This is a genomic window from Quyinboa sediminis (genome assembly GCF_042219855.1).
In the GTDB taxonomy this organism is placed as follows: Bacteria; Bacteroidota; Bacteroidia; order Bacteroidales; family UBA5342; genus JBHJHP01.
This window is the reverse complement of record NZ_JBHJHP010000005.1, coordinates 296,684-312,290: the sequence shown is the minus strand read 5'-3', so window position 1 is coordinate 312,290 and position 15,607 is coordinate 296,684. Positions and strand designations below refer to the sequence as shown.

Genomic DNA, 15,607 nt, shown 5'->3' with positions numbered 1-15,607 from the left:
CTCTTATTTAAATCATCAGAAAACGTGCTGTCATTCATTTTGATCCTCCAGTAACTCCCTGAATTTGACATTTCTGAAATCGAAAATTTTCATTAGTGTACGGCGCACAAATATTAAATGTGCGATATGACCAATAAATCCGAATGGTAACTGGTAATGCACGCGGTCAATAATTTTTACGCCACCCTCAACCTCCACAAGTTCATGATAATGGTACCATAATTTGTAGGGACCTATCCGCTGTTCATCCACAAATGCATAAGGGGCACGAATATGTTTTATTTCTGTCAGCCAGTCTGTTATTCCCAGGACCGGAATCTTTACCCTATACGCAATGGTGAGGCCGTTAAACATAGATTCAGGCAGATCTGAAACGATTCTGAAATCCATATCTTCCGGTGTAATCAGGTTCAGGTTCTCCGGATTATGAATAAACTCCCATGCCTTTTGCAATGAAGTTTTAACAATTACCGATTTATTGATGGTATGAAAGCGCATAGTTAACAGATTTGTTGTTAGATAAACCTGTATGCGATATGAAAAGTTCTGGATTTTATTAATTTTAGTACTTTATAATGCTGTGGAATATAAAGTTAAACCCTAAGGAATGAGCGCTTCACCGGATTATGCAGGATTAGCAGTTAAGCGTTTTGTTTCCCGGAAACGGCCCGGTAAAATTCTTCGTAAGAATCAGTTTTAAATGCAACGCTTTTTGGCTTACTTTACACTTTAAGAAAAATACAATATGAAATACACAGTAACTTTTATAATAATTTTGGCGTCACTATTTTTTTCTTGTGATCCCAAAAACAGTTTGCCTGATCTTGACGGATCATATGCAGGATCTTATACACGGGGAGATTCAACAACAGCCATTACATTAACGATTAAGGATTTTTCCTTTGAAGGAGGGAGTGAGGCAGCACATTTTCCGGCTATCTGTCATGGAACAGTAGGGTGGGATGATTATACTATTCAGTTTGATGATGAATGCGTATGGACAGCCGATTTTGACTGGTCGCTGATTCTATCGGGTTCATACACCTATGCCTATTCAAAGGATAAACTCACCTTCTGGAGAGGAACGGGGGATCATTATGAACGCTATACAATTGAGAAACTGAAGATGGAGTAATTATTCGTCCGCGAAGCGTTTCATAAGATCCTGAAATGCATCAATCCGGCGATCCCTGAAAAAAGGCCAGATGCGCCGTACATTTTCACTTCGCTGCATATCTACATCCACAATCTTAACGACTTCTTCATCAGCCGGAGCTTTGTATAAAAGCTCACCCTGTGGTCCGGCAATAAAAGAGGTGCCCCAGAACTGTATGCCATTTGTCTGACCTGACGGATCCGGTTCATGGCCGGTTCGGTTTACTGCAACAACGGGCAGGCCGTTTGCCACAGCATGTCCACGTTGAACTGTCATCCAGGCTGTTTGCTGTCTTTCTTTTTGTTCTCCCGGATCAGAGCTTTCCCAACCAATAGCAGTAGGATAAATCAAAATTTCAGCACCTTTCAGTGCCATTGCACGGGCAGCCTCAGGATACCACTGATCCCAGCAAACCAGAACTCCAAGTCGACCCAATGAGGTATTTATGGGTTCAAAACCCAGATCACCAGGGGTAAAATAAAACTTCTCATAGTAGGCCGGATCATCCGGTATATGCATCTTACGGTATTTGCCTGCCATTGAGCCATCGGTATCGAAAACTACGGCTGTATTGTGATAGATTCCGGCAGTACGTCTTTCAAAAAGTGAGGTGACAAGAACAATATTGTTTTCTTTCGCCAGATCACTGTAAAAGGCTGTAGATGGTCCCGGAACTGGTTCTGCCAGGTTAAACAGTTCCGTATCTTCAGTCTGACAAAAGTAAAGGCTGTTATGTAACTCCTGAAGCACAACCAGCTGTGCACCGTTTTTAGCAGCAGCTGTGATATTTTCAGCCAGTTTTAACTTGTTATGTTCTACAGATACCGTATTTGTCTGCTGGATTATGCCAACCTTCATAATAGATGTTTTGTGCGAATTTCGTGTTTTTTTATGAAAAACTAAACTGTGAAGCGAATTCAGGAACGCTTAATCCATTCCACAATCTCTTCATCCATTGGTTTAGTCTTTGGAGGCAGGGTTTTGATCAGTTTCCCATTTTTGTCTATCAGAAATTTTTGAAAGTTCCAGCTGATCTTTGTATTCAGTACGCCATTCTCCTTTTTGGTGGTCAGCCATTCATACAAGGGATGCATGTCTTTCCCTTTAACACTTATTTTAGCCATCATTGGAAACGTTACACCGTAGTTCATCTTGCAGAATTTTGCAATTTCTTCATTACTGCCCGGCTCCTGATGCAAGAAGTTATTGGCAGGAAATCCGATAATTACAAAATCATCATCCTTATACGTTTCATATAGTTTCTCAAGATCTTCGTACTGCGGCGTAAAACCACATTTGGAAGCGGTATTCACCACGAGTATTTTTTTGCCCTTAAATTCGGATAAGCTGATACTGTCGCCTGTTATGGTTTCTACCTTAAAATCATAGAAACTTTTCTGGGCTGCAACATGTTGAATGATGCTGAACGTACTTATCATGATTGCCATTAAAAGTTTATTCATAATAGTTGTTTTTGTGTATAACAAGGTGTTTTAATAGTATGTTCGTTTGCTGCGATGAATTTAAACGTTCTTAAGCTGACTTGAAATAACAGCATGAAAGCAGTATGTATTGGAGAACCGGCTATTTCAATATCTCACACTCAGATGTTCTGTTTTGTCCGCATCTTCAGAAGAAAGAGGTCATCAGTACAGACTCAGAACAAGGGCTTCAGGGAACCAATTTAGCTTATGACTACGTAAGTCAGCTTTATCTGAGAACCAATGTAGGTGATACGGCCCGTGAAAGCAGTTCCCGTATTTGGGAGAAGAAAAACGGAGAATGAAAAATAATACAGATGAATAATTCATTACATAAAGCCTGCGACCACTACTTACACGTATTCAATTTTCTGTAACTCATAAAACAGCATTGTTTTTAAACGTATTCTTTTCATATAGCCTGATAAGGCTTGATTCGATAATGCGCAGATAACCTTTGATTTAAGGCTGTAACCGGCTCCCGGCAAGGTGCTGTGTAAAAAAAATCAAACAAAACAACGGCTCATGTTGTTAGCACTATGTTACACAACAAACCCAATTGTAACGCCCCGTTTAAGTAAGAAAATCAGATGTATTCATTAAGCTGCTTCCGTGTTCGCTGCAACATGGCAGTACTGGCGTTGGGATTTTGTGGCTGATGAAATCCGCACTACGTTAGTTTTTGATACATCGTGCCGAATAAAATTCGATAGTTCTTTTTTTGAAAGTACTGATTAACAACATATTTGAAATTAAACAATTACGTATGTCAGAACAATCAAATCATCCACAGGATCAATCTTATCAGAGTAAAGCCACCGAAATGGCCCGGGAGTATTTAAAAAAGCAACAGCGAAAAATTTTTAAGGAGCGCAACCCTTTTTTAGGACTTCAGATTATCCCCAAGGCTACATACTACGATGAGTCGAAAGGTCACACCCCGGGAGAAAGCAACTGGAAAAAATGGGGTTTTGATATTCATCCCCAGGTTTCACTAATTGCAGGCGGTTTGGTAATTCTGTTTATCGTGATGACCTTAGTCTTTAAGGAACAGGCCGGCGCATTTTTTACCAATATGCTGAACAGCATAGGTGATACTTTTGGATGGTTTTATATGCTCGCAGCCAATTTTTTTGTGATCGTGATGATCATTTTTGCAGCCAGCAAATATGGCAGCATTAAACTAGGCGGGCCGGATGCACTGCCGGAATTCAGTACATTCAGCTGGTATGCCATGCTGATAAGTGCCGGGATGGGAATAGGGCTAATGTTCTGGAGTGTGGCTGAACCCATATTTCACTATGCATCACCGTCGCCCATGTTCGATGTACCCGGGTATTCCCCGCAAAGTGCGCAAAGTGCTCTTGGCGTGACATATTTTCACTGGGGCCTGCATCCGTGGGGTATTTACACGCTTGTGGGTTTATCACTGGCATTTTTTGCATATAACAGGGGATTGCCACTGACTATTCGTTCTGTATTTTATCCGGTGCTTAAAGATAAAATCTATGGTTTCTGGGGTAACCTGATTGATATCTTGTCGGTACTGGCTACCCTTTTCGGACTGGCAACTTCGCTGGGGCTTGGGGTCCAGCAGGTGGCAGCAGGGTTGAATTACTTATTCGGGTTTCCCACTTCAACAGAATATGCGGTATTGCTGATCGGTATCATAACCCTGTTTGCAACATTGTCGGTGGTTGCTGGTTTGGATAAAGGTGTACGTCTGTTAAGTAGTGCTAACCTCTACTTAGCCGGAATATTCATGCTGTTTATCATTATTGTAGGTCCTACAATTTATATCCTTAAGGCTTTTACTCAAAACCTGGGGTTCTACCTTCAGAAGTTGCCGGAACTAAGTTTCTGGGTGGAAACCTATCATGGTGCCGAGGGCAGCAACTGGCAGAATCTGTGGACGATATTCTACTGGGGATGGTGGATCTCATGGTCGCCTTTTGTGGGCATGTTTATAGCCAGAGTTTCAAAAGGCCGAACAGTGCGGGAATTTATTATGGGTGTGATGATCCTGCCTACTTTGCTCTCATTTTTATGGATGAGTACGATGGGTGGTTCTGCCATTAACCTTCAGACAACAGGTGCAGCAGACATCGTATCTGCGGTTCAGGATAATGTATCAACTGCTTTATTCGTGATGCTGAAGAATTTTCCATTAACGCAGATAACCTCATTTACAGGTGTATTGCTTGTGATTATCTTTTTTGTTACATCTTCTGATTCAGGATCACTGGTGGTAGACCATCTGACATCAGGTGGAAAACTTGATTCTCCCGTGCCTCAGCGCATATTCTGGGCTGTAATGGAGGGCGTGTGTGCTGCAGTGCTTCTTTTGGGTGGCGGACTCACGGCTTTGCAAAGTGCCTCAATAGCAGCAGGTTTGCCGTTTACCTTTATCCTTATTTTTATGGTGTACAGCCTTTACAGGGGACTGGAGCAGGAGTATTATCATGCCACGATCATTAAAAAAATTAATCCGGATGTTCAGAATTTTGAAGTGCCGTTGCAGGAAGCTGTAGAGGAAAACAAGTCTGAACAACAGGAAAAGGAAGCAAAGGAGTGAGGCATTTGTTGATGTTGAATTGACTTTGAATGATTTTAGAATACCTGCAAACTTGAATAATGGTTGTGACATTGTATATTTGTAAATGGTAAGTTTTTATAAAGACAAAAAATATGAAGATCATCTCATGGAATGTTAATGGACTGAGAGCAGTTGCCAAAAAGAATTTTTTTAAGGATATAAAAGCAATTGATCCGGATATAATCTGCCTGCAGGAAACAAAAGCGCAGGACGATCAGGTTTCTGAAACGCTGGAAAACATGGAAGGTTATCACATATATTCCAATTCGGCCGTGAAAAAAGGTTATTCAGGTACAGCAATACTGACCAAACAGGAACCAATGAGCATTTCAAAGGGTATTGGGATGGATGAGCACGATACCGAAGGACGTGTATTGTGTGCAGAATACGATAAGTTTTTCGTAATATCAGTCTATGTGCCAAACTCAGGTAGCGATTTGCGGCGTCTGGATTACAGGCAGGAATGGGATTTGGCATTTTTTAACTATCTTAAGTTTCTGGAAAAGACAAAACCGGTTATCGTTTGCGGTGATTTTAATGTGGCTCATACCGAAACAGATTTGGCACGTCCAAAAGCTAATTACAACAAATATGCCGGATACATGCAGGAAGAAATCGATGGAATGGACCGGTTTACACAAGGCGGTTTCGTGGACAGTTTCAGATATTTTTATCCGGATAAAAAAGATGCCTATTCCTGGTGGAGCTACCGTGCCGGCGCCAGGGGGAAAAATATCGGCTGGAGAATCGATTATTTCCTGGTCAGTGAGTCTTTTATCCCCGAAGTAAAAAATGCATCTATACTGGCCGATGTTATGGGAAGCGACCACTGTCCGGTGGCAGTGGAACTGAAGTAAAGCGAACATAAGCGGCTTATGTAGTTGCTTGCATGATTCCACTGTTCTGAGCACATTTTAATTGTCTGTTTATAGCTTCTTGACCAGGCTGGATGAATTATAACTCAGATCATCCAGGAACGAACTATATTTATTCCCGGCTCTAAACGTTATTCTAAAGTGTTATAATAAAACCATGAGGCATAAAAAAAGAGGCACGGTGCCTCTTTTTTATTAAAGGATAAATAGACTTTTACAAAATAACTTTTCTGAAATCTTCAATATTGTGATCAATTTCAAGTGTAATAATATAAATGCCTTTCAGGTTTGAACCCATCAGTTCCGATAATGATATTTCAATCTCACCTGACATCACATCAGATATTTTTATGGTTTTTACAATTTCACCTTTAATGTTATAGATTCTTATAAACCTGGAATTAGAGTTGCCGCCATCCTGCAGATTAATACAAATACAGGATGTGATATTCAGCGGTACAGGGCCCAGTTTTGTGATTTTATTATATGCTTTTGTTGTAGAAGTATTAATCGGTGTTGAACCGAATTCATCATCATAAATATCATCACCTAATTCTTTATAGATACTGTCTTCAAGATAACTGGTATAACGACAACGCATATTATTGGCCAGGCTGAGTGCTATCAGTTTATTTTTTAATGAATCTGCTTCACCATATATGAGTAAGCTTGCCTCTATATTGTCCATCGCATTTCTAACCCACATATTTCTGCAGAATTCACTGTCATCATAGCTGTTTGCAAATTTGGTGTCAAACGGAAACATTTGCATTCCGAGATAACCGAAGCCACTGATCTTGATTTGTGCCCAACCCGGGAGCGAATATCTGCCGGAGATGATAACATCGCTGTTTGCATACAAGGCCGGTATTTTGGCGGGATACAGATCATGGACCATCGGATCGAGATAATCGATGTTGATATCTTTATAAAGAGGATAACTTATCCGCTTAAAAACATTGACGATTTCATCACTCAGGTTATCTTCATTTGTTAAGTAACAAACAAAACCAAAGTTCAGGTTAGCCAGAGTCTCCAAACGCGCCCGGTCATAATCGTTACCAATGGCGACCAGGAAAATGCCTGTTTTATGTATATTGGCCTCCTCAATTTCGTATGGATCAAGTGTGCCTTTTCCATCTGTGAATGCAAGGATAGACATCAATGTCCCGGTGACTGGATTTGTACTTAGGATCTGTTTAATTGCACTACCGGTTCTGTTACCATATTTAAATGTAATTGCATCAACATATGTTTTGGCCTGGGTAATGTTATCTGATGTTGCCGGCACATAAGAGCCTTGCCACTGGCTTAACACTGAGTTGTAAACAGCAATGTTAAATGAATCCTGTTCTCCAAGCTGATCCAGACATTTATTAACAGCAAATTTGGACTGATCCAATTTAATGCCTGACATTGTGGTAGAATTGCAAATCAAAAACATAAGTTTTTGCGGAATACGTTCTGTTATTTCTTTTGCCTCAGAGCGTGCCACGATGGTAAAATAACCATCAGTTGTGTCAGGCTTCCATGAAAATACATCAAGAGACAGATTGCTGTTATCTGTTGAATAGCTGAACCGGATATCTTTTGCCGGATAAACTTTTGAATTCAAACAGGTGATTTTTAGTGTAGTGTCTGTTTCGGAACTGACAAAGAAATCATTAAAATCCGGCAGTGCGAAGTTTTCAATTTTAGTCGATGAGCTGACATTGATTTTTATCTTCAGATAATCCAGCTGTGTTTTTACAAAATCCGATACATCAAGGGGATAAATGTATTCTGCTGTACCATCAGAATTCGTGAGGGTGGATATGTAATGCAGTCGTATGCCTTTAATGCTGTGCGGTGCAATATTACTCAGTCTTAGCCTCAAGGCATTTTTGCCCATATACTGATTTATCAAGGCCACAGTTCCTCCTTCACCGGTCCCGGGATTCTGAGTTTGAGCCTTCACTTTTAGAACGGCATCAATCAGTGTATCTCCTTTTGAATACATGAGCCTTGTCGTTCTGGCATTCATCGGAAGCGGAAAACTGTATACCCCGTTAATTTCTGCATCTGATTCATTTTCAAACTCCTGGTATACTACCGTTTCTGCAATAAGCCCACGAATATTTACTTCAATGCTTGTGCTTTTATTTTTTAATACTTCATCAGGGTAAGTATTGCCTTCCGGAATAATAAGTCCGTCGGCAAAAACAGATGAGCTACAGATGATTATTGCTAATATTGCGATATACTTTTTCATGGTTATCTGATAATTTTAATACGTTGGGAATCTATAAGGTTTTTATCGGTGTCGTAAATGTCCAGTTTTAACAACATTGGCTGATTGCTGTTTTCTAAGAATGATGCTAAACCTGTTAAGGTAATCCGGTCATGTGAAGACACATTTTGTAAAGAATTTTGATATATAACTTTACCTGTAATACTTATAAGCTCATAAGTCACATTATAGTTTCCATCTTCCAGTACATTAAGGGTTGGTGTTTGATTAACGGGGATAGGATATACTGCAAAAGCCTTATTGTCATTAAACGTTCTGCTCTTGTCCGTATTTCCAAGAGAAACGGTATCACTACCGCCAAGCCCTGCATAGTGAACCTCAACTTTAAAAAGGTCAGCTCCGGATGTCATAGTTTCGGGATTAAAACTCAGAATAAATTCAGGCAATTGACCAAGTCTGGAAACATCCAGCAAAATATCTCTGAAATTCCCATTAATATCATAGAAGCTGCCGCCGGTATTTAAAACGATCTGATCGTAATAATACAGCTGTTCAGACGCATTTCCGATGCAATGTGTTACGATCCCCTTTTCCAGTAAAGCATCTGTAACGACTGCCTTGGTTAACGATGTATTATCGTTGTTAATGTGATAAGAGGCATCAGTAATCCAGATGAATATACGTTTTGCACTACCTCTGAACTGATAATGTGTCGCTCCCTGATATAGTGCCTCCAGAGAATTTTCAGGATAATCACCGCCTCCATGGGCATATTGCTGTTCTACATAACCTTTAAACACGTCGGCATCACTTGTGAATTCATAAATATTTTCGATTTCATCCAGAAAGGTCACCATGCCAAGACGATAGTCCACACCTTTCATGGTGAGACTGTCTGTAAATTCAATAATATTACTTCTTACGGAAGCAATTTCATTACCCATACTACCTGTAACATCAAGAATAAAAACGATATCAGCCTGATTAATTCCGTTACTCGTATCTTTAGCCACCGTAAAATCATTAATAGGTAAATCATTCAGATAGAAGAATATATTGTTTTTTGACAGACTATACAGTAACTGTCCGTTTTCATCTTTTACTACTTTAAAGATTAATGCAATGTTTCCATTATCCTGATAAACAGTATCGATTGTTACTGTCAACCCTTCATTTGAAAATGGGGCTCCGGGTATTAAAACATTCCTGATGAGTTCATCGATATACTGACCGTTTTGTACAATTCTAAGTGTTAACGGGGTGATGACTGAATCATAATTTTCCTGGAAATTCACCTCAATATTTGCATAAGTAATTGTATCTGTCAACGTTGAATTACTTGCATCAGACAGCTCTGATATATACGGTTCTCCGACGAGATTAAAACTAATGTCACCCGAAGGTGATGCACTTTGGATTTCTGCTATTGTAGCCAAGGAAAGGGGAAAGAGCATATTGTTTTCAATGGATAACGCATTGGGAAGGTTCCATCGGACGAATGGAGAACCATCATAGTCCGGTTCTGCTTCGGTCAGTAAAAGTGAATACGTGACTTTTTCTCCCTGTTCCAGTGTTGTATGTTCCCACTGGTTTTTTATGGCCAGATCATAGAATTTGTCGTTATCAGGTTTATCCTGAAAAAGATTGATCCAGTTTCCGGCAATGAGCTGAGAAGGTTTGTTTTCTCCAAATGAAATTTTTAGTCCAATACCTCTTGGCGATTTTCCTCTTTCAAAAAGCAGTAAGGTATCAGGAATGGCGGCAAGCTTTCCTGTTTTATTTAAAACAGTATCAGCCTGAATAATATATCCGTCTCCCCATTTTCCCAATGCTGCATCAAAGAGTATTCTACCTCCGACCTGATGTGATTCACTACCCGTGTTTTCTAAAGTATAATCCAGTTGCAGGTTCTGTTGAGGCGCAGTATGGATCACAAATTTTGATACGATATCAGGCGTAACCCAAACCTGATATATGACAGAGTCTTTTCTTTTGGTCAGGGCGATATTATCATTTGCCAAAAGAGCTCTTGGATCAATGGTTATGCCATCCACAACAGGATACGCAAAAGATGTAAAGGCAAATGGATGTCCAAATGTCAGTTCACACTGATTATCGATGGAAGCAGGGTACTTCCCGTTGTTCAAACCGATGGTAAAATAACCACCATCCATTAAGGTGTATTGCCATACCTCTGTCTTTATGGCCAGTTTGGAATCATTCAACGAAGCAGACTTAAACTGTACCGGACTGATTTCCTGATTCAGATCATACCGGTTTTTAATGTTGGCATCATAGACAGTCTGCGCAGAGAAAATCTGAACGGTCAATGCCATGAAAACAAGTAATTTTACTCTAAGCATAGTTTTTCATTTATAATAGTGAGTTAAATAAACAGATGCAACTGATGATTGTAAAAAAGGTTCTGATGTAGCGGTCACACAGGTTTTAATATGCAAAATTATTCAACATCCATTGCATTCTTTTCTATAAACTGTATCGCTAAAAACGATAAGCCTAAAGTTAACACTTCTTAATATTCTAAGCAATAAAAAATATCAATTATTAAAAATTCATTTAAATTCAGTCTTTAACAACGAATCGCTACATAATATAAATCGTTTCAAAAAGGAATTTGTATTTTTGTTTTTCATTTCAAATTATGGCTGTAAAACCACTCGCGGAACGTTTGCGTCCAAAGTCTCTGGACGATTATATCGGGCAGGAACACCTGGTTGGAAAAGGTGCGGTTTTACGCGAAATGATAGAATCAGGGAGAATCAGTTCTTTTATCCTGTGGGGCCCCCCCGGCGTTGGTAAAACAACGCTGGCAAAGATCATTGCCAATCAGCAGGAGCGTCCGTTTTACACCTTAAGTGCTGTTTCAAGTGGGGTGAAAGATGTGCGGGAAGTCATTGAAAAAGCGCGAAAATCACAGTTTTTTGACAGGCCCAATCCCATCTTGTTCATAGACGAAATTCACCGTTTCAGTAAATCGCAGCAGGATTCATTGCTTGGTGCTGTTGAAGAAGGTGTGTTTACTCTGATAGGTGCCACAACAGAAAATCCATCGTTTGAAGTCATTTCTCCATTATTGTCCCGCTGTCAGGTTTATGTGCTTAAGCCTTTGGATAATGACGGGATACTGAAGCTCTTGGATCGCGCCCTGAAAGAGGATTCAGAATTGAAAAAGCAGGATTGGGAGATTAAGGAACACGAAGCAATAATTCGTCAGAGTGGAGGAGATGCCCGTAAATTGTTGAATATCCTTGAACTGATATCAGCAAATTCCAGTGATAAGATTGTGGTGACCGATGAGCTGGTCATTGATAAATTGCAGCGCAATATTGCCATGTACGATAAAAATGGCGAGCTTCATTACGATATCGTTTCTGCGTTTATAAAGTCGGTCAGGGGCAGTGATCCCAATGGTGCCGTGTACTGGCTGGCAAGGATGGTGGAAGGTGGTGAAGATCCGAAGTTTATTGCACGGAGACTGGTGATACTTGCAGCAGAGGACATCGGACTTGCTAATCCGAATGCCCTGTTAATTGCGAATGCTGCATTTGAGGCCATTGAACGGATCGGCTGGCCCGAAGGACGGATTGTGCTGTCTGAAGCAACAATATACCTGGCTACTTCACCCAAAAGTAATTCTGCATATATGGCGATCGGTGAAGCACAGAGCTTTGTCAGTAAAACAGGCAATTTACCGGTTCCCCTGCATTTACGAAATTCACCAACCAAACTGATGAAAGATATGGGATATGGTGCCGGTTATAAATACGCACATTCATACCCCGGAAATTTTGTAGAACAGGAATTTTTGCCGGATGAGGTATCCGGAAAACAGTTTTATCTGCCACAGAAGAATGCCGCTGAAGCGAAGATTAGTGAACGTTTGAAAGCCCTTTGGAAAAATAAGTACAAACATGAATAACGCATTAAAGATACCAAGACTCAGCCATACCCAATCCGGTAATTTTTTTATTCTTGCCGGTCCCTGTGCCATTGAAGGCGAAGATATGGCACTACGCATTGCAGAGTCCATAAAAAAAATCAGTGATAAACTTGAGATTCCGTTTGTATTTAAGGGGTCATACCGCAAAGCCAATCGATCCAGACTAGATTCATTTACCGGCATTGGTGATGAAAAGGCTTTAAAGGTTTTACGCAAAGTTTCGGACACATTTAACATTCCAACTGTTACGGATATTCATGCAGCCGGTGAAGCCGCAATGGCAGCTGAGTATGTCGATATCATTCAGATTCCGGCATTTCTGTGTCGCCAGACCGATATACTGGTGGCAGCTGCCGAAACCGGTAAAACCATCAATATAAAAAAGGGTCAGTTTCTGTCCGGATCAAGCATGAAATTTGCAGTGCAGAAGGTGATTGATTCCGGCAATGATAAAGTAATGCTGACCGACCGTGGTACCATGTTTGGATACAGTGATCTGATTGTGGATTACCGGACCATACCGGAGATGCAGAAGACCGGGTGCCCTGTGGTGCTGGATATAACCCATTCCCTGCAACAACCCAATCAGAGTTCCGGTGTAACAGGTGGTAATCCGCAAATGATTGAGACCATTGCCAAAGCTGGGATCGCCGTAGGTGTGGATGGATTGTTTTTAGAAACGCATCACGATCCTTCCAATGCCAAATCAGATGGCGCCAACATGCTGAATCTGGCTTTGCTTGAACCACTGCTGGAAAAACTGGTTCGGATCAGAAAAGCACTTTAGCACAACTCCGGACTATTCTTTCAGAAATTTTTTCAGTGGAGCAATAAATTCCTCAAAGCTCTCTATATGGGGTAAATGGCCAATATGGGGAATTTCTACAAGTTTACAATCGGGAATGGTCTGCTGTGTTTTTTTGCCGAGTTCATTATACAAACCCATAGTTTGCCTCACAGAGTCGGAGACCAGTGGTTTTCCCAGGGCAGTTCTGTCGCGTGTACCAATAATAAGCAGGGTAGGAACTTCAATGTTCTGAAATTCATACAGTACCGGCTGCGTAAAAATCATATCGTAGGTTAATGCTGCATTCCATGCGATACGCTTATAGTCTGAATTGAGCGTCCAACCAGCCAGCAAATTCACCCATTCATCGTATTCTTTTTTCCATTTGCCATCATAATAGCTGTTGAGCTGATAGGCCTTAATTTTATCATAATCTTTGCGAAGTTCGTTGTTGTACCACCATTCAACTGGTTTGTAAGGTACAACAAGTTTCCAGTCTTCCAGCCCGATAGGGTTCTCCAGAATCAGCTTATCAACGATGCCGGGATACATGAGGGTAAAGCGTGTGGCCAGCATACCACCCATCGAATGCCCCAGAACAGCTATCCGTTCTACACCTATGGAATCAAGTACCGCTTTTGTATTTTTAGCCAGTTGTTGAAATGAATATTGAAAATGTTCCGGCTTGGAAGATTTTCCAAAGCCAATCTGATCCGGTACAATAACGCGAAAACCTGCATCAGTAAGCGCTTTAATTGTGGTACCCCAGTAGGCACCATTGAAATTCTTTCCATGAAGAAGCATAATGTTCTTACCGTTATAACGATCTGGCTTAACATCCATATATGCCATTTGTAGTTGTTGATTCTGTATGCTCAACCGGATGTGACCGACCGGATAAGGGTAGTCGTAGTTGGCAAGCTCAATATCGAGCCATCGAAGTGAGTCCTGTTGCGCATAAAAGGTTAAACCAGGGAATAACAAAATGATGGATATGATAAGTTGCTTCATATTGTTCTGTTTTTACACTTTAGACGTTTCATCTTTCGAAGTATACTTCCTCAGGATTAAATAACCGACAATGCCGGATATGAGCGAACCCACAAGGATACCGAGTTTGGCCGAATCGAGAAGGAAGAAATGTTTTGCAAAAGCCAGGTTTGCAATGAATATTGACATGGTAAATCCTACACCCGCAAGAAAAGCAATGCCGATAATCTGTTTAAAGTCTGATCCTGCAGGTCTGGCGGCCAGACCAAATTTTATGGCTATCCAGGAAAACAACGTTATGCCAATACTCTTACCTAATATGAGTCCGCCGGATATCTGGCCGATCAGATGAAAGTCGAGGTGAAAATCACTGCTGATAATAACGCCGGAATTGGAAAATGCAAACACCGGCATGATAAAGTAAGCCACCCAGTTATGCAGCTTATGTTCCAGGTGCTGCAGAGGTGAGTGCACTTTTGACGTCCATTCTTCAAGTTGGTCTACCGCATCAAAATGTTCGTCTTTTAAAATTGGTTTATCATTGTCTTCTGTCCGGGCAATTCTGGCTACGATGCCCTTTAACTTTTCATTGTAAGTTTTAATATCAATTTTCTGACTTATAGGAACCGTAAATGCCAGTAATACACCGGCTATAGTCGGATGAATTCCGGCTTTAAGAAACAGATACCAGATTACGGCGCCCACAATAACCAGAATGTAATTGGAATACAGATTTTTTCGTGACAGAATAAGTAACACAACGAACAGGATCATGGCGTAAAGCAACAGCATCCATTTAATCTCCTCGCTATAAAACAGTGCAATGACCAAAACTGCTCCAAGGTCGTCCACAATGGCAAATGCCGTTAAGAATACTTTAAGGGCAACCGGAACCCTTTTCCCCAGCAGAGTTAGAATGGCAAGTGAAAACGCAATATCCGTAGCCATGGGAATTCCCCAGCCACTGTGTGTCTCCGGTGTTTGATTGAACAGAAGATATATGGAAACCGGAACGATCATACCTCCAACGGCTGCAATCAGCGGTAAAGAAGCTTTTTTGAACGTGTTCAACTCTCCAATCATCAGCTCACGTTTGATTTCCAGCCCAATCACAAAAAAGAATATGGCCATCAACCCATCATTGATCCACAGGATAAGCGGTTTAACCAGATGAAAATTCTTGGAACTAATTCCTATTTTATATTCCCAGATGGCATTGAATGATTCTCCTATTGGTGAATTAGCCAGGATCAGTGCAATTACAGTGGCTGAGAACAGCAGAATTCCACTGAAGCTTTCAATCCGGGTGAATTTCTGGATGGGCGTAATGATAGAGTCTTTAATGAAACTCTCCTGTTGTTTTTTTTCCATGATCTGAAACGTGTTTTGTGTTGATTGTGTTTAATCACAGCTGGTTATACTGCTATAACAGGAGATCGTTTGAAAAGGTTCTGATTTAATACTTAGGCGTATTACTTTTAACCTATTTTATAAAATTGAAATTTTATAGCTTTTTTCCTGTAAAATTTCA

The 15,607-nt window shown here is 40.6% G+C and carries 13 protein-coding genes; 6 read left to right on the top strand and 7 right to left on the bottom strand.

The window, feature by feature from the left end; genetic code table 11:
• Positions 1–30: 30 nt before the first annotated feature.
• Positions 31–498, bottom strand: a complete 468-nt coding sequence (locus tag ACE1EF_RS13910; RefSeq protein WP_375721285.1) for an SRPBCC family protein — start codon at positions 496–498, stop codon at positions 31–33.
• Positions 499–745: 247 nt separating this feature from the next.
• Between ACE1EF_RS13910 and ACE1EF_RS13905 the strand changes: the two genes are divergently transcribed.
• Entirely contained in the window at positions 746–1,135 is a 390-nt protein-coding gene (locus ACE1EF_RS13905; RefSeq protein WP_375721284.1) for a hypothetical protein, read from the top strand.
• Here ACE1EF_RS13905 and ACE1EF_RS13900 read toward each other — a convergent pair whose 3' ends face one another.
• Positions 1,136–2,014, bottom strand: coding sequence for a carbon-nitrogen hydrolase (locus tag ACE1EF_RS13900; protein ID WP_375721283.1), 879 nt, complete (start codon positions 2,012–2,014; stop codon positions 1,136–1,138).
• 59 nt (positions 2,015–2,073) lie between these two features.
• Complete coding sequence (locus ACE1EF_RS13895; protein WP_473774496.1) at positions 2,074–2,619, bottom strand: glutathione peroxidase; 546 nt, start codon at positions 2,617–2,619, stop codon at positions 2,074–2,076.
• Positions 2,620–2,723: 104 nt separating this feature from the next.
• Here ACE1EF_RS13895 and ACE1EF_RS13890 point away from each other — a divergent pair, with 104 nt between their 5' ends.
• From ACE1EF_RS13890 to ACE1EF_RS13880, 3 genes are all read left to right on the top strand, one after another.
• On the top strand, positions 2,724–2,942 hold the full coding sequence (locus tag ACE1EF_RS13890) for a hypothetical protein (RefSeq protein ID WP_375721282.1): 219 nt from the start codon (positions 2,724–2,726) through the stop codon (positions 2,940–2,942).
• 461 nt (positions 2,943–3,403) lie between these two features.
• Positions 3,404–5,212, top strand: coding sequence for a BCCT family transporter (locus ACE1EF_RS13885; protein ID WP_375721281.1), 1,809 nt, complete (start codon positions 3,404–3,406; stop codon positions 5,210–5,212).
• Between the two features lie 113 nt (positions 5,213–5,325).
• A complete protein-coding gene (locus ACE1EF_RS13880; RefSeq protein ID WP_375721280.1) occupies positions 5,326–6,090 on the top strand; it encodes an exodeoxyribonuclease III in 765 nt (254 codons plus the stop codon).
• Positions 6,091–6,322: 232 nt separating this feature from the next.
• On the opposite strand, the gene ACE1EF_RS13875 is transcribed toward ACE1EF_RS13880, so the two are convergent.
• Positions 6,323–8,359: a VIT domain-containing protein gene (locus ACE1EF_RS13875; protein ID WP_375721279.1), complete on the bottom strand. Its 2,037-nt coding sequence runs from the start codon at positions 8,357–8,359 to the stop codon at positions 6,323–6,325.
• A 2-nt stretch (positions 8,360–8,361) separates the two neighbouring features.
• Positions 8,362–10,701 (bottom strand): vWA domain-containing protein, encoded by a 2,340-nt coding sequence (locus tag ACE1EF_RS13870; protein ID WP_375721278.1) that lies wholly within the window; start codon positions 10,699–10,701, stop codon positions 8,362–8,364.
• 299 nt (positions 10,702–11,000) lie between these two features.
• Here ACE1EF_RS13870 and ACE1EF_RS13865 point away from each other — a divergent pair, with 299 nt between their 5' ends.
• Positions 11,001–12,278: a replication-associated recombination protein A gene (locus tag ACE1EF_RS13865; RefSeq protein WP_375721277.1), complete on the top strand. Its 1,278-nt coding sequence runs from the start codon at positions 11,001–11,003 to the stop codon at positions 12,276–12,278.
• Entirely contained in the window at positions 12,271–13,086 is an 816-nt protein-coding gene (kdsA, locus tag ACE1EF_RS13860) for a 3-deoxy-8-phosphooctulonate synthase (RefSeq protein ID WP_375721276.1), read from the top strand. The genes ACE1EF_RS13865 and kdsA overlap by 8 nt, the downstream gene beginning before the upstream one ends.
• Positions 13,087–13,098: 12 nt before the next feature.
• Here kdsA and ACE1EF_RS13855 read toward each other — a convergent pair whose 3' ends face one another.
• Together ACE1EF_RS13855 and nhaA are read right to left on the bottom strand one after the other, a co-directional pair.
• Positions 13,099–14,097, bottom strand: coding sequence for an alpha/beta fold hydrolase (locus ACE1EF_RS13855; protein ID WP_375721275.1), 999 nt, complete (start codon positions 14,095–14,097; stop codon positions 13,099–13,101).
• Between the two features lie 12 nt (positions 14,098–14,109).
• Positions 14,110–15,447, bottom strand: a complete 1,338-nt coding sequence (gene nhaA / locus ACE1EF_RS13850) for a Na+/H+ antiporter NhaA (protein ID WP_375721274.1) — start codon at positions 15,445–15,447, stop codon at positions 14,110–14,112.
• Positions 15,448–15,607 lie beyond the last annotated feature (160 nt).

Bases quoted from the DNA above. Each gene is read 5' to 3' on its own strand.
- ACE1EF_RS13880 (WP_375721280.1), top strand. From the start codon at position 5,326: ATGAAGATCATCTCATGGAATGTTAATGGACTGAGAGCAGTTGCCAAA.
- nhaA (WP_375721274.1), bottom strand. From the start codon at position 15,447: ATGGAAAAAAAACAACAGGAGAGTTTCATTAAAGACTCTATCATTACG.
- ACE1EF_RS13905 (WP_375721284.1), top strand. From the start codon at position 746: ATGAAATACACAGTAACTTTTATAATAATTTTGGCGTCACTATTTTTT.
- ACE1EF_RS13875 (WP_375721279.1), bottom strand. From the start codon at position 8,359: ATGAAAAAGTATATCGCAATATTAGCAATAATCATCTGTAGCTCATCT.
- ACE1EF_RS13900 (WP_375721283.1), bottom strand. From the start codon at position 2,014: ATGAAGGTTGGCATAATCCAGCAGACAAATACGGTATCTGTAGAACAT.
- ACE1EF_RS13890 (WP_375721282.1), top strand. From the start codon at position 2,724: ATGTATTGGAGAACCGGCTATTTCAATATCTCACACTCAGATGTTCTG.
- ACE1EF_RS13910 (WP_375721285.1), bottom strand. From the start codon at position 498: ATGCGCTTTCATACCATCAATAAATCGGTAATTGTTAAAACTTCATTG.
- kdsA (WP_375721276.1), top strand. From the start codon at position 12,271: ATGAATAACGCATTAAAGATACCAAGACTCAGCCATACCCAATCCGGT.
- ACE1EF_RS13885 (WP_375721281.1), top strand. From the start codon at position 3,404: ATGTCAGAACAATCAAATCATCCACAGGATCAATCTTATCAGAGTAAA.
- ACE1EF_RS13865 (WP_375721277.1), top strand. From the start codon at position 11,001: ATGGCTGTAAAACCACTCGCGGAACGTTTGCGTCCAAAGTCTCTGGAC.
- ACE1EF_RS13895 (WP_473774496.1), bottom strand. From the start codon at position 2,619: ATGAATAAACTTTTAATGGCAATCATGATAAGTACGTTCAGCATCATT.
- ACE1EF_RS13855 (WP_375721275.1), bottom strand. From the start codon at position 14,097: ATGAAGCAACTTATCATATCCATCATTTTGTTATTCCCTGGTTTAACC.
- ACE1EF_RS13870 (WP_375721278.1), bottom strand. From the start codon at position 10,701: ATGCTTAGAGTAAAATTACTTGTTTTCATGGCATTGACCGTTCAGATT.